Origin of the sequence: Gilvibacter sp. SZ-19 (assembly GCF_002163875.1) — a bacterium.
GTDB lineage: Bacteria > Bacteroidota > Bacteroidia > Flavobacteriales > Flavobacteriaceae > Gilvibacter.
Genome location: NZ_CP019333.1, coordinates 3,016,078 through 3,038,002 on the forward strand (window position 1 = coordinate 3,016,078; position 21,925 = coordinate 3,038,002).

At 44.4% G+C, this 21,925-nt stretch carries 18 protein-coding genes, 1 other RNA gene and 1 pseudogene; 10 read left to right on the plus strand and 10 right to left on the minus strand.

Going from position 1 to position 21,925, the window contains the following annotated elements:
* Nucleotides 1-3: 3 nt before the first annotated feature.
* Entirely contained in the window at nt 4-1,548 is a 1,545-nt protein-coding gene (locus tag BTO09_RS13985) for an NAD(P)H-hydrate dehydratase (protein WP_087525373.1), read from the minus strand.
* Nucleotides 1,549-1,748: 200 nt separating this feature from the next.
* On the opposite strand from BTO09_RS13985, the gene gcvT reads away from it, so the two are divergent.
* Genes gcvT through BTO09_RS14000 form a run of 3 tightly spaced genes read left to right on the plus strand, consistent with a single transcriptional unit; the run spans nt 1,749 to nt 3,972 of the window.
* The gene (gcvT, locus tag BTO09_RS13990) at nt 1,749-2,831 is read left to right on the plus strand and encodes a glycine cleavage system aminomethyltransferase GcvT (RefSeq protein ID WP_087525374.1); all 1,083 of its coding nucleotides are present in this window, start codon (nt 1,749-1,751) and stop codon (nt 2,829-2,831) included.
* Nucleotides 2,831-3,676: a sugar nucleotide-binding protein gene (locus BTO09_RS13995; protein WP_157663532.1), complete on the plus strand. Its 846-nt coding sequence runs from the start codon at nt 2,831-2,833 to the stop codon at nt 3,674-3,676. The genes gcvT and BTO09_RS13995 overlap by 1 nt, the downstream gene beginning before the upstream one ends.
* Nucleotides 3,677-3,687: 11 nt before the next feature.
* The gene (locus BTO09_RS14000) at nt 3,688-3,972 is read left to right on the plus strand and encodes a 4a-hydroxytetrahydrobiopterin dehydratase (RefSeq protein ID WP_087525376.1); all 285 of its coding nucleotides are present in this window, start codon (nt 3,688-3,690) and stop codon (nt 3,970-3,972) included.
* Here BTO09_RS14000 and BTO09_RS14005 read toward each other — a convergent pair.
* Complete coding sequence (locus BTO09_RS14005) at nt 3,956-7,648, minus strand: M48 family metallopeptidase (protein ID WP_157663533.1); 3,693 nt, start codon at nt 7,646-7,648, stop codon at nt 3,956-3,958. The genes BTO09_RS14000 and BTO09_RS14005 overlap by 17 nt on opposite strands.
* 308 nt (nt 7,649-7,956) lie before the next feature.
* Here BTO09_RS14005 and BTO09_RS14010 point away from each other — a divergent pair, with 308 nt between their 5' ends.
* A complete protein-coding gene (locus tag BTO09_RS14010; protein ID WP_087525378.1) occupies nt 7,957-8,673 on the plus strand; it encodes a YebC/PmpR family DNA-binding transcriptional regulator in 717 nt (238 codons plus the stop codon).
* A gap of 88 nt (nt 8,674-8,761) precedes the next feature.
* The gene (locus BTO09_RS14015; RefSeq protein WP_157663534.1) at nt 8,762-9,670 is read left to right on the plus strand and encodes a hypothetical protein; all 909 of its coding nucleotides are present in this window, start codon (nt 8,762-8,764) and stop codon (nt 9,668-9,670) included.
* A gap of 10 nt (nt 9,671-9,680) precedes the next feature.
* On the opposite strand, the gene BTO09_RS14020 is transcribed toward BTO09_RS14015, so the two are convergent.
* The 4 genes and pseudogenes from BTO09_RS14020 to BTO09_RS14030 form a co-directional block, all read right to left on the minus strand.
* Nucleotides 9,681-10,226, minus strand: coding sequence for a 1-acyl-sn-glycerol-3-phosphate acyltransferase (locus BTO09_RS14020; protein ID WP_087525380.1), 546 nt, complete (start codon nt 10,224-10,226; stop codon nt 9,681-9,683).
* A gap of 1 nt (nt 10,227) precedes the next feature.
* Nucleotides 10,228-11,286 (minus strand): iron-containing alcohol dehydrogenase family protein, encoded by a 1,059-nt coding sequence (locus BTO09_RS14680; RefSeq protein ID WP_232455015.1) that lies wholly within the window; start codon nt 11,284-11,286, stop codon nt 10,228-10,230.
* A gap of 42 nt (nt 11,287-11,328) precedes the next feature.
* A pseudogene (kdsB, locus tag BTO09_RS14685) lies at nt 11,329-12,042 on the minus strand (3-deoxy-manno-octulosonate cytidylyltransferase); the annotation flags it as partial.
* Nucleotides 12,043-12,121: 79 nt separating this feature from the next.
* Nucleotides 12,122-13,549, minus strand: coding sequence for an ATP-dependent RecD-like DNA helicase (locus BTO09_RS14030; RefSeq protein WP_087525381.1), 1,428 nt, complete (start codon nt 13,547-13,549; stop codon nt 12,122-12,124).
* Between the two features lie 117 nt (nt 13,550-13,666).
* Between BTO09_RS14030 and BTO09_RS14035 the strand changes: the two genes are divergently transcribed.
* From BTO09_RS14035 to BTO09_RS14045, 3 genes are read left to right on the plus strand one after another with little or no spacing between them, the layout of a single operon-like run.
* Nucleotides 13,667-14,332, plus strand: coding sequence for a hypothetical protein (locus BTO09_RS14035; RefSeq protein ID WP_087525382.1), 666 nt, complete (start codon nt 13,667-13,669; stop codon nt 14,330-14,332).
* Nucleotides 14,307-15,104 carry a DUF3822 family protein gene (locus BTO09_RS14040; protein WP_087525383.1) on the plus strand — a complete coding sequence of 266 codons (798 nt, stop codon included), beginning with the start codon at nt 14,307-14,309 and terminating at the stop codon, nt 15,102-15,104. Before BTO09_RS14035 ends, BTO09_RS14040 begins: the two co-directional genes overlap by 26 nt.
* Nucleotides 15,095-15,634: an RsmD family RNA methyltransferase gene (locus BTO09_RS14045; RefSeq protein WP_087525384.1), complete on the plus strand. Its 540-nt coding sequence runs from the start codon at nt 15,095-15,097 to the stop codon at nt 15,632-15,634. Before BTO09_RS14040 ends, BTO09_RS14045 begins: the two co-directional genes overlap by 10 nt.
* Here BTO09_RS14045 and rnpB read toward each other — a convergent pair.
* Nucleotides 15,627-15,981: RNase P RNA component class A (gene rnpB, locus BTO09_RS14050), an RNA gene on the minus strand. The two genes, BTO09_RS14045 and rnpB, sit on opposite strands and share 8 nt — an antisense overlap.
* Before the next feature lie 101 nt (nt 15,982-16,082).
* On the opposite strand from rnpB, the gene BTO09_RS14055 reads away from it, so the two are divergent.
* Together BTO09_RS14055 and BTO09_RS14060 are read left to right on the plus strand one after the other, a co-directional pair.
* Nucleotides 16,083-17,858, plus strand: coding sequence for a DNA polymerase III subunit gamma/tau (locus BTO09_RS14055; RefSeq protein WP_087525583.1), 1,776 nt, complete (start codon nt 16,083-16,085; stop codon nt 17,856-17,858).
* Nucleotides 17,859-17,862: 4 nt separating this feature from the next.
* A complete protein-coding gene (locus BTO09_RS14060) occupies nt 17,863-18,444 on the plus strand; it encodes a tRNA-(ms[2]io[6]A)-hydroxylase (RefSeq protein ID WP_087525385.1) in 582 nt (193 codons plus the stop codon).
* Here BTO09_RS14060 and BTO09_RS14065 read toward each other — a convergent pair whose 3' ends face one another.
* The 3 genes from BTO09_RS14065 to BTO09_RS14075 are packed head-to-tail and all read right to left on the minus strand — an operon-like array spanning nt 18,445 to nt 21,916.
* The gene (locus tag BTO09_RS14065; RefSeq protein WP_087525386.1) at nt 18,445-19,356 is read right to left on the minus strand and encodes an ethanolamine ammonia-lyase reactivating factor EutA; all 912 of its coding nucleotides are present in this window, start codon (nt 19,354-19,356) and stop codon (nt 18,445-18,447) included.
* Entirely contained in the window at nt 19,353-21,431 is a 2,079-nt protein-coding gene (gene ppk1 / locus BTO09_RS14070; RefSeq protein WP_087525387.1) for a polyphosphate kinase 1, read from the minus strand. The genes BTO09_RS14065 and ppk1 overlap by 4 nt, the downstream gene beginning before the upstream one ends.
* Nucleotides 21,431-21,916, minus strand: coding sequence for a histidine phosphatase family protein (locus BTO09_RS14075; protein ID WP_087525388.1), 486 nt, complete (start codon nt 21,914-21,916; stop codon nt 21,431-21,433). Before BTO09_RS14075 ends, ppk1 begins: the two co-directional genes overlap by 1 nt.
* Nucleotides 21,917-21,925 lie beyond the last annotated feature (9 nt).

Genomic DNA, 21,925 nt, shown 5'->3' on the forward strand with positions numbered 1-21,925 from the left:
GGTTTAATCTTCTTGTGCTTCTTCTTGCTGCGGAGCCTGCTCAGGCTTAAACAATTCAATGAATGCGTTGCCAATATTCAAAGTAATATCCGAAGCCAATAGCGCTTGATATCCCAATTGCTGGACCGCAATATCTCCGGCGCTTCCGTGTAGGTAAACACCCATGGCAGCCGCTTGCCAACTTGGGTAACCTTGCGCCATTAGTCCAGTGATCATTCCGGCCAGAACATCTCCGCTTCCTGCGGTTGCCATTCCTGGGTTCCCAGTTGGGTTGATAAGCATTCCCTGCTCGAAACAAATACAGGTATGCGCTCCTTTAATAAGCAGCACCAAATTGTATTTGGCAGCAAATGCTTTGGCCTTTTCAACTTTGTCAAAGTCGTCTGTCCACTCTCCTAAAAGTCGCTTTAATTCTCCTGGATGAGGAGTCAGCACAGACTGCGCTGGGATCTTTTCGTAGAATTCTGGTGAGGTAGCCAAAAGGTTCAATGCATCTGCATCTAAAACAACCGGATTCTTCTGTTGTTCTAAAAAGCCGATCAATGCGTTTTTAGTGGCTTCTTCCATCCCCATGCCCATACCGATACCGTAGGTGTGTTCTTCACTTTGTGGAATACTGTCCAAAAATGCATTCTCATCGGCACTAGACGCCATAGCCTCTGGCACAGCGGTCTGCATAACCGTGAGTCCGCAGGCAGGCACATGAGCTGTGGCTAAACCGCTACCTGCTCTTAAAGCTGCTTGCGTAGCTAGCACTACTGCCCCGACCTTTCCTTTGCTGCCACCTACCAACATACTGTGACCAAAAGTACCCTTGTAGGAGAATTTTGCTCGAGGTTGATACCAACTCAAAATATGCTGTTTGTGTAATAAGGTCGCTATAGGCGGTTGTGTCATAAGAAACTCCGGATCCAAGCCGATATCCATGGCTTCCCAGGTGTTGGTGTAAACTCCTGTGGACGGCATAAAAAACGACAGCTTGGGCGTTTGGAAACTCAAGGTGTGGTTCGCCTTTACAACTGCATCCGGGTCTTCAATAGGCGCATTCGGATAAAGCCCACTCGGCATATCGATTGCTAGTATAAAGGCACCTGCACTGTTAAGGTGTTGCACCATGGCCTTTACCCAGCCTTCCATACAGCGATTCAGACCAATGCCGAAAATAGCATCCACTACCACATCATCGCGGTGTATTTCTGGAAAATCTGCCTCCGATCTTATAAGTGTAGGCCACTTTTTAGTGACTTGCTTAACTCTGTCGTAGTTGATCAAAAAGTTTTTTGAACGTTTGTCACTACAGTTGACCACATAAGTGTGAACATTATAACCGTGCTGAATGAGATGTCTGGCCAAGACCAAGCCATCTCCACCGTTATTACCTATACCACAAAAAATCCGAACAGGAACCTGAGCCCCTTGCATTCTGCTGTGTAACCAATTAAAAACTTGAGTGCCTGCCCGTTCCATTAGGTCGGTTGGCCCCAATTCTTGTTTTTGAATGGTTATGGCATCTGCCTGGTATAATTGTTCTGTTGAAAATATGTTCATGCTGTAGTGCTTTAGCGCGGTTTTACAGGCTTAAAGGTAGGATTTTAAGCAGAGTTTCTGCGGATTTATTTTTGATAAATTCTCATCAAGTTCTCGGGGAAACTGCCCAGATAATACTTAAATTTGTTCCGGTTGTGTCTGAGGCATATCTGCTTCATATCCTACCGAAAATCGGAACTAAACTAAATTAAGACATCGTTTTGAAAAATACTGCACTTACTGAAACGCATCAGGCACTCGGCGCCAAAATGGTACCCTTTGCCGGTTACAATATGCCAGTCTCTTATGAAGGCGTAAACATAGAACACGAAACTGTTAGAAATGCCGTTGGGGTGTTCGATGTTTCTCATATGGGCGAATTTTTAGTGAGTGGTCCAAATGCTTTGGCCTTGATACAGAAAGTATGTTCTAACGATGCGGCTAAACTCACCGTTGGTAAGGCGCAGTACAGCTGTTTCCCGAATGAAGACGGTGGAATTGTAGACGATCTTATTGTTTACCGTGTTAAAGACGAGGAATACTTATTGGTTGTAAACGCCTCGAATATCGAAAAGGACTGGGCTTGGATAAACAAGCACAACAGCATGGGAGCTACTTTACGCGACATTAGCGAAGACTATTCCCTGCTCGCCATTCAAGGGCCAAAAGCGGTAGAAGCCATGCAGTCGCTAAGCAGCGTTGACTTGGCATCTATCAAATTCTACAATTTTGTTGTGGGCGATTTTGCTGGTATTGAGCACACCATAATCTCTGCTACAGGATATACCGGTAGCGGCGGATTTGAGATCTATTGCAAGAACAGTGAAGTAAAACAAGTTTGGGATAAGGTCTTGGAAGCTGGAGCAGACTACGGGATCAAACCTGTCGGGCTTGCTGCACGTGACACCCTGCGCTTAGAAATGGGCTACTGCCTCTACGGAAACGATATAGACGATACCACTTCTCCTATCGAGGCCGGACTCGGTTGGATCACTAAGTTCACCAAGGACTTTATAAACTCCGAAGCCTTAAAAGATCAAAAAGAAAGAACTCCGGAGCGCAAACTCGTAGGATTCGAATTAGAAGATCGCGGGATTCCACGTCAAGGCTATGATATAGTCGATGGCAACGGTAAGACAGTAGGAAATGTGACCAGTGGTACTATGTCGCCTTCGCTTAAAAAAGGGATTGGCATGGGTTATGTACCTGCCGTTATGGCCGATCCGGGAACGCGTATCCACATTCAGATAAGAAAGAATGCAGTGCCGGCCACTGTAGTAAAACTTCCGTTTTATAAAGGATAGTGCGTCGGATTCTGATACTTGGAGCTAGTGGTTATTTAGGGCGGATCTCCTACAAGGAACTCACCCCATACTTTGATCTACACGGCACTTATTTTTCCTCAAAAGACTATACTGAAAATCAGGTCATGCATTACTTTGACCTGGAAAAGGATTCCGTAACTGACTTACTTAAAAGTTTAAGCCCAACAACGGTTATTTATGCCCTAGCCGGGCCACAGCGGGCGCAGCAGCAAACCCTAAAGATCCTTGTGGAATATTGCCGTGCAACGGGAGCACATCTCATACTCTTCTCTGGAGTCGCTGTGTTTGATGCCGTGCGCTCTCATGCCAGTTATGAGACCGACAAGCAATTGCCGCAATCTATCCAGGGCAAACACCTAAGTCAGCTGGAGCGTATAGTGATGGACCTGCCAGAGTCCTTGTACAGTATCTTGCGATTACCTTTGCTTTTAGGGCCTAGCGCTCCGCTTATAAAACAACTGCAAGCCGCTCATGCTCACAAAGCACATTTTGAGTTACATCCCAATGAGATCATTGGCATCAATACCGAGCAAGAACTTGCCAGACAACTGCATTATATTGTGAATCGCAAGGCTACGGGAGTATTTCATTTAAGCAGTACGGATTTGATCCACCACAGTGACCTGTTTATAGAGCTGGCCCAAAAATTGGGATTGCAACCCATGGCATTTTCTTACAATTACAGCTCCAATGAAGATGAATACCGTGCACTCTTGCCCAAATACAATAAACTACCTGCACACTACAGAAGTTCTGTGGCACAATTGATCAATCAAGTCGTACTCAACGAAGAAATAAGTACCTTAAGCCCTAAGAACTCCTAAAAGGCAGGTAAATGAAACTTTCGGAAACAGAAATAGAAAAGGCGCTTACAGAGCTACCGCAATGGAAGTACACAGAAGGGTTTCTCAAGACAGAGATAGTCTGTAAGGATTTTAAATCTGCCTTTGCGCTAATGACGCGAATTTCATTTGAGGCTGAGGCACTGAATCACCATCCGAACTGGGAGAATGTCTACAACCGCATAGCAATCGCCTTGCAAACCCACGACGCTGGCGGGATCACCTCCGCAGATATAGAACTTGCCAAACGCATTAACGCCCTTAGGGGTTCAATCTAATATAAGGTCTCTCTGAGGCGAACAGCAAAGCGTTTGCCTTTTGTCTCCACGCTGCTGGCACTTCGTCTTTCAAAACAGAGATCGCAAGAGAATAATAATACCCTTTCTGATAGATCTCCTGATCTGCGATTATGGAGTTCATTGCCCTGTAATCCTTGCGCACTATTGCATTGATGAAGTTTTGAACCTCTTCTGTTTCTACCCCAATACGCTCTGTAGTTGGCAAGAATTCCGAATAGGATTGGCCTTCGTTTATGGCTAGGCCAATGGCACTCCATACCGTATCTGGATTCATACCTTCTTCCCCATCTAAAGCCAAGGCGGCAGCTTTCATGCTGCTACTAGCGCCATCTGAGGCAGCGATCAATCGCTTTAAATACGGACCAAAGGATTCATTGTTCTGAGCTATCTCAAAAGCGCCTTCCAGGTCACCCCGGTCAATTAAATAATAAGCGTAATTCGGGTTTTGATCACCCCCGTCTATTTCTCCGCTCTCTAAAGCCCTGTAGTATTCTAGTAAAGAACTACTATAATCACTGTACTTCATTGGATTGAAACCAGGGTCTAAAGCCAAAAGACGCAAAACTCGCGTAGCATCCTCGGCAATCAAACTACTAAGACCCTGCTCTTGCCTAGCAACTTCAAAGGCGTTTATGGAAGCTTCCCAACGATCTGTCTGCCCATAAACATAGGCTGAGGCATAAGCCAACCAAGAATGATCTGTATTCTGTTCAAAAGCGTCCGTATACCTTCCGTTCTTTTCGAGCTCATCATCGATACAGCGAATATGCATGTACAGATAATCTGGATCCTCAGGATCTTGCTCATACTTTTCATTGATACTTGTACAAAAAGCCTCTTTTTCGTCATCATCCGCTTGGATCATTATAGCCCTTAAGCTAGGCACATCTTCTCCGTAATTCGCAATACGAGCCCGCAGCATAGCTTCGGCATCGTCATAATTGGAACTCATATTGAGCCAATTCAACAGTTGCGCATCAGAAGGGCTGTCCCAACGAGCGTGGGCAAAGATCATCTCTTTGACCTGTAAACTGTCTGGGATCTCATTGACCAGATCGTAAGCATCGAGGTCACTGTAAGCCGCTAAGGCCGATTTCTTAGCACCTCTGCTGGTACTGGACAATTCGATCGAATTGGGCGGTTCTTGCAATAGATAATCAACCTTAATATCTATTAATCTAGGGTTTCCTATGTACTCTGGTTCGTCATCTCCCTCGTATCCGTAATAAACGGGATACTCCACAAGTAGTGCCGCTCCCGCAACATTGTAAACATAAGATCTACCTGGAGCACCTATCTGAGCTGCATAGGTCTCTATGGGCAAGCCTCGCGGATCATTGATAATTAGTTGATATTCTGTATTATAGCTTACTTCTATGGCATCGTAGGTATGAGCACCGATCATTAGCTCTTGCCCAGCGGCTTCCACTACAACGGGAATCCCAAGACCGTTGTAAATTAAAAGTTCTGTACTCGTGGTAGAACTTCCTAAAAACAACGCACCTCCAATAAGCACTACTGAAGCGGCAAATTTAGAAGCAGCTCCAAAAAGGCCTTCTCCAAGCATAAAGCGATCCCAAAGTTTTAGTTTGCGTTGGATCTTGCGCTCATTTCCAGGGGTGAGAACCTTGTAGGTATCTATCATTTTATTGGCCAAAGAAGCTTCTGGCAGCGCTTTCTTATTCCAATAGGCGTCTTCTATCATAGCCTCGACATCTAACAAGCGTTCTAAGGCAAGATTTCTGAGCAGTTGTAAATTTTGTCTTGCGCCTGCTGCCCAACCAGAAGCGGCGTTGATCCAAGAATCCATGTTTTGTTTATCTGGCCAACCCAGTTTGAATTCCTCGTATAAAGCCTCGTAACTGTCTGCCTTAATGGATTCTAATAAGGCAGGCTCCAATTGGATCTTTGTACTGTCGTGATAAGGTGCTTTAAAACACTTGTAATAATCGTTGGCAGTAGCCAATATGTCGCTGAACTCAGCGCTGGAGACACGCCCATCTGCGAGAGCCACACTCAAGGTGTTGTTAAACTTGCGTTCTGAATCGTTGAGATCTGCAACAGCGTGCTCTGCATAGTGGATCAAATGTGCCAAGGCCTTGAGATTCTTATCCCAGTTTCCACCCAATTGATTGGCCATTTCGTAATAATAAAGACGACAGTTCTTATCGTGCTCTTTGAGGGAATTGATTAGCTGTTGCTTTTCTGCTTGAACCTTAGCGAGTATTTGGTCTATATCTTTGCGCTTTATGCGTTCACCTCGGTGCCAAATAGCGCGTTTTTCTATGGTCAAAACCTCGTGTTTGGAGGTCTCTAATGCCAGAATTTCCTCTTGTAATTCTTGGTACTGATCCAGTTGCGACTTTAAGGCATCTGTATAAAGCTGCCCCTTGAGCCCGTTTATATTGACCGAACTGCTCTCGTAAATAGAATCTACCGTATCAAAATTCAAGAAGGAATAACGATTCATGAAGTTAGAAGCGTACTTCGGATCCAAGAAGGTCCAGGCGAAATACTCCTTCTGATAGGCCGCTAGCGTCTCCTCTTCCGAAAGCATTTCTAGGTCCTTGGCATTGGCAGTGGCGATTAGTCTTTTGGTCATTTCCTCTTCCATCGCTGTAGGATCAGATAACAAGACCTCGGCTTTTCTATTGTCTATCTCCGAAGCCAAATACATGCGCTTGGCATTGTCTTCGCGATCTTTATCTACCGGATGTGTTGCCCACATCTGCGGCGGATTATAAGCTCTTGAGCTAAATACTCTATGATTGGCAGGATCCATAGTGTCGACCTCTGGAGATTCTCCGTAGAGCGGGTCATCTAAAACCTGCTTCATATTTTTTATGTATTGACTTTGAATGGTGTACATATTGGCCAAGGTCTTTTTTTGGCCGAGCTGAACATTGACAAAGCTGAGCGCGTTATTATAGGCCTCATCCGCAACTTGCAAGCGATGCAAAGCATGGATCAAAGCGTCACTTCCAGTGAGCGAGACCGCAACCAAGTCTGCCTGAAACTCCATTTCTCTTGACAAGGCACGTTCTGCAATAGCGACCACACTAAAGCAAGTCTCAATAAGTGAGCGAACCGCCCAAACTAAAATAGAAAGGATCCATCCAATCCAAGCCACGCGAATATCGATTGATGAAATAACATTCAACAGTTGATCAAAAGCATCTCGTTTGCCTACAATTCTAGCCGCGATCTGCTGGGCGACATAAACATAACGCCCCAAGAGCATGGAACGCTGTGCAAAATGTCCGAATTCGTGGGCCAAGACCGCCTTGAACTCTCCCAAACTCAACACATTGAGCAGTCCCAGACCGATCTCTAAGTTCTTTTTAGATGGAATGATCAAATTAATAAGCGAAAGATCGTAAGAGACACTAGCATTTACACGACTGGTTAAGAAAACCTTATGCGGCCGTGGCGCTTTGGCCTCATCTGCCAATTTGTATAAATAATCGAACAGCACTGGTTCTTCTTCTTGGGTCACAAACCGCTGCATGGGGTTCTCCACCTTCTTGTTTAGAAAGAAGAGTGACTTGACCAAGAACAGACAGATAAAGGCGTAGCCACCTGCCAATACGAATGACCAAAGGTCATCAGCATTTAGAAAGGAATAATAAGCCAATCTGCCGAACCAAAAGGTCAATCCTAAATAAAGGATTATAAAAAGCAAGAGTCCGAGTACAGAGAGAAAAACGTGTTTTTTAAAGGAGGGTGTTGGATTGGTGTAGCCCTCTGGAACATTTTTAGGGCCTTAGGAATAAAAACTGTCCATGTAATTCTAATTGTTAGCATTTAAATATATAACATCAAAATTGGAAGTCCTCGGTGAGTTATCAACAAATCTAAGAATCAGGATTTTTCCTCTTTTTTATACTTCCGAGAAGTTTTTTGCGAACAGTGGGAACAACATCTGCATTTTTTTAAATTTGTGCTTCGAATCAATTTTTATCTATGGGAAGAGCGTTTGAATTTAGAAAAGCACGTAAAATGAAGCGATGGGCGGCCATGTCCAAAGCCTTTACGCGAATTGGGAAAGACATTGTTATGGCCGTTAAAGAAGGCGGTCCTGATCCGGACGCCAATTCCAAACTGCGCGCGGTAATTCAAAATGCGAAGTCGGTCAATATGCCTAAGGACAATATTGAACGCGCCATTAAACGCGCTTCTGACAAGTCTCAAGGCGATTATAAGGAAGTCTTGTTCGAGGGTTATGCTCCCCACGGGATTGCCATTTTGGTAGAGACCGCTACAGACAACAATACCAGAACTGTTGCCAACATTCGCTCTTACTTTAACAAGTGTGACGGAAGTCTAGGTACTTCAGGATCTGTGGTCTTTATGTTCGATCACACCTGTAATTTCCGTATCAACGGCGAGGGGATCGATCTGGAAGAGCTCGAATTAGAACTTATAGATCACGGTGTTGAAGAGGTCTTTGAAGATGAGGATGGCGTTATGATCTATGCGCCTTTTGAAAGCTTCGGAGCGATACAATCTGCCTTAGAAGAAAAAGGGATCGAGATCATTGCCTCCGGTTTTGAACGCATTCCACAAGTGACCAAAACTCTGGATGCAGCCTCCAAAGAGGATGTGGAAAAACTCCTAGAAAAGATCGAAGAAGACGACGACGTTCAGAACGTTTACCACAATATGAACGAACTCGACTAACAAGGCTACGGAAACGTAAGAGAATTCGCTGATTTTGTTAGTATAGTCGCAATTCCTTAACTTAGCTCTGTAGGTTAATCAAAAATCAATGCGTAATTTACTGATTTGCTTCGTGTTAAGCAGCGTAATTTGGTCTTGCCAAAAGGACTCGTTCTTGGAGGAAAGAGGCGCAAATCCCACTGGGGATTCTACCATTAGTGTGGATCCGACCGATGAGGAGATTTTTGACGACATTGATCTGCAAGACCCTAGAGCGAGCTTAGACAATAGCTCGCAAGGATTGTACCGCGGAGTCTTCTCTACTTACGACGGTTTGTACCATGGAGAAATTGTGATCAACCTTGGTAATAATGGTGAAATGGCAGCTGCCATTCATTTTGTCAACGGGCAAAAGATGGCCTTTATAGCGGAGACAGAAACCTTGACCACGGTATCTTTTAGGAACAATCAAGGTTCTTTCTTTTTTAATGTGGCAGACATAGACGATCCTAAGGCGACTCAGGTTGTGCTCAACGAAGCCCCTGGGTATATAAAAGCTTATAAAGAGCGATCTTCCAGACGAATTTCTATAGCCCTTGGGCATTATGACGACTCTTTGGAGCCAGACTTCAAAGGGAACTGGGATCTGATCTCTTTTGGGATACGCGAGTTTAACTTTCCTGGTGCTTTCCGTTTGAGTGAAGTGGTCATTTCTAGAGGCGATCAGGTCTTTGTTGACTTGGAAAGGGACATAACAGAAGATTTTGAGGGTTGCTTCGGATTTGATGTGCGCGGACCTTATATAGCTCAGGTCTCTGGCGATATCGCCTTGTTGGAAGGCAAGAACCAATTCTCGAACTTCAACGGTTTCCGCTGTGATTGGAACCTTTCTTATAGTTTTCAGAACAATCGAGGTACCTATTCAGATTCGCGTTGTGCGCCTACCGCACAATCTGGAGTTTGGTTCTGGAACGGACGCAACGGACGCTTGTTCGTAGATGCATTGCGAATTAACTAATCCGCTATCTCTAAAAATTTTGTGTGTATTCGGGGATCTTCCCTACTACTCCTTTGTATTTGGCCATAAGTGCAGCCGTGTCGGCCTCTAGATCACCTTGTAAATTGTATGGTGGATGTACCACTACCGTTTTGGTCTTATAATCAAAGGCAACTGCAATTATTGGTACTTTGGCTGCCATAGCGATATAAAAGTAACCTGTTTTCCAGGTATCCACCATTTTTCTGGTACCTTCTGGCGCAATAGCCATGCGGAATTCTTCGTGTTTATCAAAGATAGCTGCTATAGCTTCCACCTTGTTCTGCCCAGAGGTTCTGTCTAGCGGATAGCCTCCCATCCACCGGAAATAAGCTCCCATGGGCCACTTAAAGAGCTCCTTTTTACCGACAAAATGGATCTTGGTCTTTAGAATTCTGCGGGCATAGGCTCCCACGGTGAAATCGTGCCAATGCGTATGCGGCACTACTAAGACCACAGATTTTTTGACCTCCGGATCAAAGCTCCCTTGAATCTTCCAACCCATGAGTTTGTGGAAAATGAATTTAGTGAACCACATATTACATTTTTAGGTAGAGTTCACGCAGTTTGTCTCGGGTTGCTATCTCTTGCCAATTGTCACCTAGGGCATTTTCCCAAAGCGGCACCAAACCTAAAGCCGTGTCGATCATGGTTTCCATTTGAGCTTCGGTAAGCTGAGAGCAAATTCCTTTGGGTAGGTCGATCTGATGTTTGGCCATCATTTGCTTGAAGAGCTTTACCCCTTCTGGATAGAATTCTTCCAGCTGATTAAAAACAATGCAGTTTCCTATGCCGTGTTTGGTCCCCAAAACATAACCTAGACCATAACTCAAAGCGTGCGCTACACCAACTTGTGAATAGGCAATGCTCATACCGCCGTGCCAAGAAGCCATCATGAGTTTAGCACGAGACTCCTCCGCAGTAATTCCATCGCCCAAAAATAGCTCCACACACAGATCGTAGGCCTTTTCGCCGTAACTCTGGCTAAAGGCATTCAGAAAAGTTCCTTTTAAAGATTCAACACAATGGATAAAGCAGTCCATGCCCGTGTAGAACCACTGATTCTTGGGTACACCTATGCACAGATCCGGATCCAAGATCACTTGATCAAAGGGTGTGAAATCACTATTGATGCCGAGTTTCTTCTCCGGGCCGGTCAAAACGCAGGTACGAGACACTTCGGCCCCTGTGCCTGAGATCGTCGGGATTCCTACGTGGTATACTGCCTTTTTAGTCACCAAGTCCCAACCTTGATAGTCCGCAGCGCCCCCGGGATTGGTCAAGAGTATAGAAACGGCCTTGGCCAGATCTAAAACAGAGCCGCCGCCAATACCAATAATGCCAGAAGGTAGTTGTTTGTACTCTGCGCGTATGCGATTTACTATAGCGTCTACTTGAGTTGTTTTAGGCTCTTCTATGGTAGACACAAAAATGAGTTTATCGTTGTATTCTAGAGTGATTCTATCGATAAATTCGGTCTTGTTCTCAAAGACATCGTCTACCAAAAAGATAAAAGGAGATCGGTCTTTACGTTGCGGTGTCAGAATCTGCTTGAGCTGATCAAAACTTCCCGTGCCAAATACCACCTTGGGAACCATAGGAAAGTTGCGATAACCCGTGTTGACCACCGGTGCTTCTTGTTTTTCTATAAGACGCTTGGCCCTTGCCAGATCTTCTGGAGTATCTATCTCCACACCTTGATCTTTGGTGACGGCCATTTTAATATTATGCCCGTATTCCAGATAGCGAATGCATTCTATCTTCTCTGCTGCCTCCAACTTTCGCATCGGCAAGCGGTAAAAATCCATGATCGCCTGTTTTCTAAAAGCGTAGATTCCCTTGTGCTTAAAGTACTTAACCGCCGTATTCTTATCTCTCGGATAAGGTATAGGAGATCTTGAGAAATAAAGGGCAAAATTGTCTTTATCTACAATTACCTTAACGCAATTCGGGTCGCTTATCTCTTTCCAGTCTGTGATCTCTGTCATGAGAGACGCCAAGTCTATCTTTTCTGCATCTTCCTGATAGAACACATTGAGTACCTGCTCCAAACCTTCTTTAGTGGTAAAGGGTTCGTCTCCTTGCACATTGACCACTATGTCCACATCCATATCTGCAACTGCCTCTGCAATGCGGTCGCTTCCGCACTCATGCTCCTTTTGGCTCATAATAGCTTTACCTCCATGAGCTGTGATCTCTTGGAAGATCACATCGCTATCGGTTACCACATATACATCTTGGAACAAGCCTGTATCTACAGCAGCATCGTAAGTACGGCGAATAACAGTCTTCCCTCCCAAGTCCTGCATGAGTTTACCAGGGAATCTCGAGGCGCCGTAACGTGCGGGTATCATTGCAATAATGCGCAGTGGTGTGTTCAATGTAATGCGTTTTAGAAGGTCAAAAGTACAATAATTTATAAGATCGATAGGCTCAGTCCTCTGCAAAGAAAGATCTTGAAAACCCTAGCAAATAGACTTTTTCACTGGCCCGTGTCAGTGCCGTGTACAACCATCTGAAATAAGACTTATCAGGGCCTTCGGGCAAATAGGGTTGTTCTATAAAAACCGTTGGCCATTGCCCTCCTTGTGACTTATGACAAGTGATGGCATAAGCGAATTTGACCTGCATGGCGTTGAAATACTTGTTGTTCTTAATGGCCAAAAACTTCTTGTAATGAGAGACTTCATCTTCGTAATCCTCTTTTACCGCCTCGTAAAGTCGGTTGGAATCTTCATAAGGCAAGGATGGTGTTTCTGCCATTAAAGTATCTAACAGCAAGACCGTCTCAAATGGTTTCATCTCGGGATAATCTACCATGCGTACCGTAACGGTCGCAAATCTAAATCCGTAAAGATCGCTAATGGCATGGATCTCTAAAACTTCAATAATATCTCCGTTCGCCACAAAGCCCGCGGCACTATCTGGCTTTAACCAGAAATAGTTGTTCTTGACTACCATGAGGAAATCTCCCGCCTCCAACTCTCCTTCTTTAAAAAGGATTCGCTGCCTTATCTGCTGATTGAACAAATTTGCACGTTTGTTAGACCGCACAATGACTATGGCACCTTCTGTACCTTGATCGCTATAAGCATCGTTAAGGGCATCCATAACTTCTTGACCGTCTGTTGGCCTAACCATATCGTGAAAGTCGCTCAGTTTGAACTGATAGCCCTCGTAGAATTCATGAGACAAGCGATCTCTGATCTCGGTAGCATTGAATAAGATACCACTGTCCATTTGCTGCCGTACCACTTCGTTGAGTTCCATGACATTCACCTTTTTGTCAAAGAAACGGGCCATAAGATCTTCGTCTAAGGCCGGACTCACATCTAATTTAACCGGCGGCAGCTGGGCTGTGTCCCCAATAAGGATCAATCTACAACCGTGCCCACTGTATACGTATTGCACCAGATCTTCTAAGAGCGAGGATCGTTCCTGAGAGGTAGCATTAAGCTGCATGTCAGGTATCATGGAGGCCTCATCGACGATAAAAATCGTATTTCTGTGCTTGTTTGGTCGTTTTACAAAAGTGATCCCGCCGCCTTTCTTTTTTCGGGGCGTATATATTTTACGGTGGATGGTATGTGCCTGTCTGCCAGAATAATTACCCAATACCTTCGCTGCTCTACCCGTTGGTGCCAATAAGTAGGCCGACTTTTTCAACTTCCAGAGCTGACTGACCAAAGTGGCCATGATTGAGGTCTTTCCGGTACCGGCATAACCTTTGAGCACAAACAACTCATCAGGGGCTGATTTACAGCAATATAAAGCCAACAACTGCAAGGCTTTCTGCTGTGTTAAAGTAGGCTGATGAGGAAAGTTTTCGCGCAGAATTTCGTAAAATTCTTGAGGTTGCATCCAGATGATTTCTTTGCCCTAAAACTAAGGGAATTTTATAGGATATTGCTTTCGCAAAACAAAAAAAATTGTAGATTTGCGTTAGACCTAGTTTTAACAAAAAAACTCTCTTCAAGAATGAAAATAGTAATTCAATTAGTGCTTTGGGCAATCATTGGTTTGTTAGGGTATTTATTGTTTAAATCCATTTACGGACCAATTCAATTCAACCAAGTCAAAGAGAAGCGCTACGCTAAAGTAATTGACAACCTTAAGGATATCAGATCCGCTCAATTGGCTCACCAAGAAGTTACCGGAGTATTCGCTAAGGATTTTGACGCTTTAGTAGCCTTTGTAGATACGGCTGAATTTGCCATCACCCAACGTAGAGATACTATCTATGACGACGTTGAAAAGAACAAAGCTTTCGGAATTACAGAAGGATACTTCATCGAAGAGACCCTTATCGATACCATCGGATACAAGAGTGTAAGAGACTCTCTTTTCAAAGATTCAGATCGCTACAAGACCATGATGAACATTCCTATCACTGGTGTAGACGCGAAGTTTGAAATGGATGCGGGCATGATAGAGTCAGGAGACTTTAAATTACCTGTTTTCGAAGCCAAAGTAGCTAAGAATGTTATTCTTTCAGATCAAGATCCAGATTTATTGGCTCAAGAGAACCAGATCGTATCGGTAGAAGATATCAACGGATCACATATTATAGTAGGATCCATGACCGAGGTAAATACCAACGGTAACTGGCCTAAAAACTATGACACACCCGCACGAAAGAATTAAAGCGGTTTCGACCGAAAGCATAAAAAGACTGTCCGTTCAAATTAGTTTGACCGGACTTTCTTTTTTATTGGAATATTCGGATGCCGACCCTTGGAGCTATGAGCACAAACTCCCCTCTGGCTTGCATCCGGGAGACATCTTATTGGAGCTACAGGAGTTGATGAGCAGTGAGCCGTGCTTGGAAGCAAAGGCAGAGGAAGTAGTCGTTATTTATCATCATACAACCTTCACTTTTGTTCCCGAAGTGCTTTTTGAGCCAAAAAATCTGGCCGACTATTTGAAATACAACGCCAAGATCTTGCCTAGGGATTATCTCGATTATGACCTGCTAAAGTCTAGAGAAATGGTCAATGTCTATGTTCCTTTTACCAACATCAACAATTACTTCTTTGACCGATACGGGGACTTTACCTTTTTGCACAGTACCACCGTATTGCTTGCAGCAATAGCGCGGACTAACAATACCAACAAGACGCAGCTTAACGCACATTTGGATGCAGAGACCTTATTGGTTGCCATAACCAGCGGACGCAAAGTAGCCCTTATCAATGCCTTTGCCGTGAACTGTCCGGAAGACTTTGCTTATTATCTCTTATTCTGCATGGAACAACTTCAGTTGGATCCAAAAGAAGTTACTGCTGTGCTCAGTGGAACGATCAAAGAAGACGACCCTTATTTTGAATTGGCGTATCGCTACATCAAGGATGTTGAAGTGCTGTCGGCTTCTCAGCAGCCTTTTCTACTTAAAAATGTTGCCGGCGCATGCGAATAATTTCAGGCACACATAAAGGAAAACGACTAAGAGCTCCTAAGAACTTACCTGTTAGGCCAACTACAGATTTTGCTAAGGAATCCTTATTCAATATTCTGGGCAATCGCATTGATATAGCAGATACTAAGGTGTTGGACCTCTTTGCAGGCACTGGGAACATTTCTTACGAATTTGCCTCTCGCGGGGCCAAAGACATTACTGCGGTAGATCAGCACTACGGATGTTGCAAGTATATAAACGCCACCGCTAAGGAGTTGGATTTTAATATCCGTGTCGTTAAAAGCGATGTCTTTGCCTTTGTAGCAAAGCATTTGGAATCCTATGACCTGATCTTTGCCGACCCCCCATATGATCTTGGCGAAGAGGCATTTAGCAATTTGGTCAATAAAGTATTAGCGGGAGATTTACTTGCTGCGGATGGAATCCTGATCGTTGAACACCCCAAGCACTTAGACCTGAGTGAAGTTCTTGGTTTCTTTGAATTGCGCAGATACGGAGGCAGTTGCTTTTCTTTCTTTAATAAAAAATAGCAGACCTGTAAGCCGGATTCTGTGCTCCAGAAGTGAACTTTGTTCTACTTCTGGGCCCTTATCATTTATCTGGAGTGTACATTACTGCACCCTTCTATCTGCCTACCCTCCTGCATCGCGCGAGCAGCTCTCAAACGCAGGTTTACATGGCATTTCACCGCATAGAGTTTACCTGATTTCACTACAGCCTTACCTGTACTTGCTTTCTGTTGCACTTGTCCTCCCCCAAAGTAAAACGAGTTCACTTTAGGGTGACGGCCGTTAGCCGCTATGCTGCTCTGTGGTGTCCGGACTTTCCTCCGTGTAGTGTATTTATTCTACTACACGGCGATAAGGCGGTCTGCTGGCTGCAAAAGTACATTTTTTGACAAATAATGTTAATAAAAAACCAGAATTACAACTGCATACAGCCCCTAAAATACCCCCTTGTTTTTATCTTTGTTTACAGATGGAACACTTTATTGTATCGGCTAGAAAATACCGCCCTGCAACCTTTAAAGAGGTAGTGGGACAAGGCGCTATTACCAATACCTTAGAGAACGCCATTGCTAATGATCATTTGGCGCAAGCCTTATTGTTTACAGGGCCTCGTGGCGTAGGAAAGACTACCTGTGCTCGTATTTTGGCCAAGCGTATCAATGCCGATGATAACACGGCGGAAGACGAGGATTTTGCCTTTAACATCTTTGAGTTGGATGCAGCCTCGAACAACTCTGTGGACGATATCAGAAATCTGATCGATCAGGTGCGGATACCACCACAGGTAGGAAAGTTCAAGGTCTATATCATTGACGAGGTACATATGCTTTCTGCTGCGGCTTTCAACGCTTTCTTGAAAACGCTGGAAGAGCCCCCCAAGCACGCCATTTTTATTTTGGCGACCACAGAAAAGCACAAGATCATACCAACCATATTATCGCGCTGTCAGATCTTTGATTTTAAACGGATCACCGTCAAGGACATCAAGGAGCATTTGATGCACGTAGCGGCTTCAGAAGGAATAACTGCGGACGAAGACGGCTTACAGATCATTGCACAAAAGGCAGATGGTGCCTTACGCGACGCCTTGTCTATTTTTGATAGGGTGGTGAGTTTTTCGGGTAAAGATTTGACCCGTCAGGCCGTTACAGAGAACCTCAATGTACTGGATTACACCACTTATTTTAAGGTGACCGATTTGATCTTAGCCAATAAGATCCCGGAATTGCTTTTGGAGTACGATAACATCCTCTCTCAAGGCTTTGACGGACACCACTTTATTGCAGGCCTGGCATCTCATTTTAGAGACCTCTTGGTTGGGCAACAACCTCAGACCAACGAGCTATTAGAAGTTGGCCCAGACATCAAAGCGAAGTATCTAGACCAGTCACAGCGTTGTGACAAACAATTCCTGATCACTGCCATAGATAAGGCCAACAGCTGTGACCTGCAGTTTCGCAGTAGCAGAAATCAACGCTTATTGGTTGAACTTTGTTTAATGCAACTCGCCTCTATCACTTTTGATGGAGAAAAAAAAAAGTCTCCTGACTACCTAATTCCAGCCTCTCACTTTAAAACTGTTCGTCCCGTTGAGCGACTGGATGTGCCAAATGCCAAAGTAGCTCCTGCTAAAGCTCCTGTACAAAATGAGCCGGCACCAAGTCCGCAGCTAACAAATCCGCAGCAACACGAAATACTGGCAACTCCGCAGCAAAAAACAGAGACAAAACCAGAAACTGCTCCCCCACCCAATGCAAAACCAGCCTTGAACATCGGAGTGAACTCCGGCAAAAAAGTTTCTGCACTTTCTTTAAAGTCTATTAAAGAAAAGCAGCAATTACAGGCACAGAACGCCAAAGAAGACAAGGCTGCAGACCTACCAAAAGAAGATTTCTCTCAGGAAGCCTTAGAAGAAAATTGGAAAGCCTACACCGCCAAAATGGAGAAAAAGGGCCGTTATAATCTGGTTTCGCATTTAAGCATGGCCCTACCGCAGAAACAAGACAATCATCTGGTTTTGGAATATCCGAATGCCACTATAAAAGTGGAACTGGAATCTGCATCTCACGAGCTGTTGGCATTCTTAAGAAAGCGACTTAAAAATTACGATATAGAACTCGATATTCGCGTGAATGAAGAGATCCAAAAGCGATATGCGTATACTCCTAGAGAAAAGTACGACAAGCTTAAAGAGATCAATCCGCTAATGGATACTTTACGCCAAGAATTCGACCTGGAAATTTAATGCTATGTTAGGACTTAAACTACCCACAGACCCGCGTTGGGTCAATATCGTTGAAAAGAATATAGACGAGATTCTTACCGATCACGCCTATTGCGAGCAAAAGGCGGCAAGTACGGCGATATCACTGATCATCGGATATCCGGAATACACCGAACTGGTGGCAGAAATGACCCTTTTGGCACAAGAAGAAATGAGCCATTTTAAAATGGTACACGATCGTATAGTAGCCCGTGGAGGCCATCTGGGCAGAGAACGCAAAGATGCCTATGTGAATCAACTTATGAAGTTCTTTCCAAAAGGTGGAAGTCGCAACGACCAATTGATCCACAGATTGCTGTACGCGGCACTTATAGAAGCGCGAAGTTGTGAGCGCTTTAGACTGCTTAGCGAGGAATTAGAAGATGAAAAGCTGGCCGATTTTTACCGCAAATTGATGATCTCTGAAGCCAATCACTACACCATGTTCTTAAAATTTGCCCGTAAATATGGAGAACGTGAAGCTGTAGACAAGAAATGGCAAGCGCTTTTGGATTTCGAAGCCGAGATCATGAAAGATCTGAGCAAATCAGAAACCATACACGGTTAATTACTTCACTTGCAGCTGATGCGCACTGTGTTCTTGGTGCAAGGTCTTAATGATCCCGTCAGCTAGTCCGATCTTAGGCACATAGATATAATCTGCCTTGGCCCACTTCATGGCCGAAAGGTAAATGCGGGTTGCAGGAATGATAACATCCGCGCGGTCAGGGTTCATCCCAAGACGAGCAATGCGTTCCTCATAGCTAAATTTCTGAAGGATCTTGTAATGATTACTTAAAAACAGATAAGTAAGCGGTCTACCGATCTTAATTCCGGATTCCTTGTAAATACTGTTGATGTTTCCTCCGGAACCGATCAGCGATACATCGTCTAGTTCCGAGGTATTGGCCTTGATCCATCGTTTTACCTTGTCCCAAAGATCGTCGTCCACTTGATCATTCAAAAGACGTACCGTACCGAGTTTAAAGGATTTTGAAGCCAAAACTTTCCCGTGACCATAGACGGTGAACTCTGTGCTTCCCCCTCCTACGTCTACATACAAGAAGTTGCGCTCGTCATCGATTAAGGTCTTAAGATCTGTGGAGGCAATGATCGCCGCCTCCTCTTTACCGTCTATGATATGAATGTGAATTCCGGCCTCGTTGGCTATACGTTCTGCTACGGCATGCCCGTTACGCGCTTCGCGCATGGCAGAGGTCGCACAGGCTCTATAAGCTTCTATCTTATGGACGTTCATGAGCATTTTAAAGGCCTTCATGGCCTCTATCATACGATCTATATTCGCCTTGCTAATGGCTCCCTGTTCAAACACATCCGCTCCTAAACGTATAGGAACGCGAACCAAGGAGGTCTTTTTAAAATTGGTCGGTCCGTCATCCAGTTGCGTGACCGTGGCAATAAGTAGTCGTATAGCGTTAGATCCAATATCAATGGCTCCGTATTTCTTTATAACTATCAATTTGACGCAAGCTTTTGTTGGTAATAAGAATACATTTCAAATTGTGAGCGAATTGGAGTTTCTCCGTTGCGCTTTCTATAGGCGTTGTCTTGTTTTTCACTGATAACCCTGGCTTTGACATTATCTCGCCAGCTGATATCAAAAGTGTCCATGATCTCCTGCTTGATCTCCGGATCGTAAATTGGACAACCAATTTCTACACGTCTGTCGAGGTTACGGGTCATAAAATCGGCCGAAGAGATGTAGATCTTGGGGTCGCCTTGGTTTTCAAAGATAAACACTCTGGGGTGTTCTAGGAACTTATCGACTATACTGATCACCTCGATATTCTCGCTAACGCCAACTATCCCAGGGATCAGACAACAGATACCCCGAGCGATCAATTTTATCGGTACTCCCGCCTGAGAAGCCTCGTAGAGCTTATCTATCATAGGATAGTCCGACAAATTGTTGAGTTTTATCTTGATCCCACTCGGCAAACCATTGCGGTGGTTCTCTATCTCATCCTCAATAAGGTTATAAAGCACATTTCGCGTATAATGCGGGGAGACCATGAGGTGATTGTACTTTTTGATCTTGTAGTTTACCTCCAAGAAATCAAATACCTTGTTCACCTCCTTAAGTATCTTTTGGTTAGCTGTAAACAAGGTGTAATCGGTATAGATCTTAGCCGTGGATTCATTGAAGTTCCCTGTACTAATAAAGCCGTAACGTTTGCTTTTCTTGCCGTGATTTCGCTCAATAACACAGGCTTTACTATGTACTTTAAGCCCGGTGACACCAAATATAAGATGTACCCCTTCTTGCTGCATTTGCTCGGCATAGCGAATATTTGCTTCTTCGTCGAATCGCGCCTGTAATTCGATCTGCACTGTGACCTCTTTACCGTTCTTTGCGGCATTGATCAAGGAACCGGCTATGTGGGAGATCTCTGCCAAGCGGTAGATGGTGATCTTGATCTTTTCTACCCGCGGATCCAAAGCGGCTTCTCGCAAGAAACGGATCACATAGGTAAAATCGTGATAAGGAGCATAAAGCAGTGCGTCCTTTTCATCTATGGCGTCGAGTATACTGTCTGAGCCGTGCAGTCCTGGTACTGGTAAGGGTTTGATCTTATCGTATAACAGGTCCTGCCTGCCAAAGCTCGGAAACTTCATATAATCGCGTCGGTAGTGGTAACGTCCGCCTGGGATAACGCTATCTGTAGCATCTACCTCCATTTTTTCCAACAGATAATTTAGTGTGTCCTGTTGAATGGATTTGTCGTAAACAAAGCGCACCGGTTCTCCGGAAGATCGTTCCTTAACACTTTTGGAGATCTTGGCAATAAAGCTTTTACTCAGGTCGCTGTCCATATCCAAGCCGGCGTCTCTGGTGATCTTGATCATATGCGCCTCTATGGATTCGTACTTGAACAGACTAAAAATAGTACCCAGCGAATAACGGATAAGATCGTCCAGAAGTATGACGAATTGCTTGTTTCCTTCTTGAGGTAAAATAATGAATCGGTCTAAATAGCGTGGAATCTCAATAAGTGCGAAATTCACCTTCTCGTCGAGTATCTTTTCGTCTTCTCGCATTTCCATGCGCACCATCAAATAGGCCGCGGCATCCTGCATTTTGGGGAAACTTGTCTTGTCACTCAGCATGATCACCCCTAAAGCAGGACTCACCTTATTCTGAAAGTAATCTGCTATGAATTCGTGCTGCCGCTGACTCACTTGCGTCTCGTCGATAACAAAGATGTTCTCTTTTTCAAGCTCTTGGTAAATTCCTTCCAAGATTTTCAAACTCTCGGACTGATGCTCTATCACGATCTCCGTGATCTGTTCCAAAAGATCTTGGGCAGCTATCCCTTTTAAAGCCGAACGCCCGCCTTTCCCGGCATCGACTATGCGCTTTACAAAGGCGTAACGAACTTTAAAGAACTCATCCAAGTTGTTCGAGAATATTCCTAAGAATCTGATCCTTTCAATTAAGGGTACCGTGGTATCTGCAGCTTCTTGCAATACGCGTTCGTTGAATTGGAGCCAACTGATCTCCCTATTGATGTATCGTTCTTGAAGTTCGTTCATTAGCGAATTTCTTTTGGAAATAATGTCATTATTGTCTTGCCATCGCTTAAGTTGTCCCAATCGTTCTGTTGGAATCGAATGGCTGCAAACCCACAGGTTGGCAAATTATCTATGTATTTGTCACCGAGCATATTCACTATGCTGGTAAAGGCATGATTATGCCCAAAGATCATAAGTGTGTCCAGCTCCGCTGGGGTCTCTGCAATTACTTGCATCACATCTTGGCCGCCAAAGTCGTACAAGCGCTCATCTACGCGACACTTCTCATCTGCTACCCCAAAAGCCTCCTTAAAGAACAAAAAGGTTGTATGCGCTCTGTTAGCAGGACTGGAAATAAACAACTGTGGCGTCGCTATTTCTTTAGACACAGCCAAGGCCATAGCCTCCGCATCGTTTAGCCCGCGTTTTTTTAACGGCCTTTCCCTGTCGGGGAGATTATGCTCCCAAGAAGATTTTGCATGTCGCACCAAATACAAGGTCTTCATAGCGCTAAA

Excerpts from the sequence above, each read along its gene's own strand:
- BTO09_RS14020 (WP_087525380.1), bottom strand. The coding sequence starts at position 10,226 with ATGTGGTTCACTAAATTCATTTTCCACAAACTCATGGGTTGGAAGATT.
- BTO09_RS14075 (WP_087525388.1), bottom strand. The coding sequence starts at position 21,916 with ATGAAGACCTTGTATTTGGTGCGACATGCAAAATCTTCTTGGGAGCAT.
- BTO09_RS14060 (WP_087525385.1), top strand. The coding sequence starts at position 17,863 with ATGTTAGGACTTAAACTACCCACAGACCCGCGTTGGGTCAATATCGTT.
- ppk1 (WP_087525387.1), bottom strand. The coding sequence starts at position 21,431 with ATGAACGAACTTCAAGAACGATACATCAATAGGGAGATCAGTTGGCTC.
- BTO09_RS14680 (WP_232455015.1), bottom strand. The coding sequence starts at position 11,286 with ATGGTTCCCAAGGTGGTATTTGGCACGGGAAGTTTTGATCAGCTCAAG.
- BTO09_RS14055 (WP_087525583.1), top strand. The coding sequence starts at position 16,083 with ATGGAACACTTTATTGTATCGGCTAGAAAATACCGCCCTGCAACCTTT.
- BTO09_RS14010 (WP_087525378.1), top strand. The coding sequence starts at position 7,957 with ATGGGAAGAGCGTTTGAATTTAGAAAAGCACGTAAAATGAAGCGATGG.
- BTO09_RS14000 (WP_087525376.1), top strand. The coding sequence starts at position 3,688 with ATGAAACTTTCGGAAACAGAAATAGAAAAGGCGCTTACAGAGCTACCG.
- BTO09_RS14015 (WP_157663534.1), top strand. The coding sequence starts at position 8,762 with ATGCGTAATTTACTGATTTGCTTCGTGTTAAGCAGCGTAATTTGGTCT.
- BTO09_RS14045 (WP_087525384.1), top strand. The coding sequence starts at position 15,095 with ATGCGAATAATTTCAGGCACACATAAAGGAAAACGACTAAGAGCTCCT.
- BTO09_RS14030 (WP_087525381.1), bottom strand. The coding sequence starts at position 13,549 with ATGCAACCTCAAGAATTTTACGAAATTCTGCGCGAAAACTTTCCTCAT.
- BTO09_RS13985 (WP_087525373.1), bottom strand. The coding sequence starts at position 1,548 with ATGAACATATTTTCAACAGAACAATTATACCAGGCAGATGCCATAACC.
- BTO09_RS14035 (WP_087525382.1), top strand. The coding sequence starts at position 13,667 with ATGAAAATAGTAATTCAATTAGTGCTTTGGGCAATCATTGGTTTGTTA.
- BTO09_RS14040 (WP_087525383.1), top strand. The coding sequence starts at position 14,307 with ATGACACACCCGCACGAAAGAATTAAAGCGGTTTCGACCGAAAGCATA.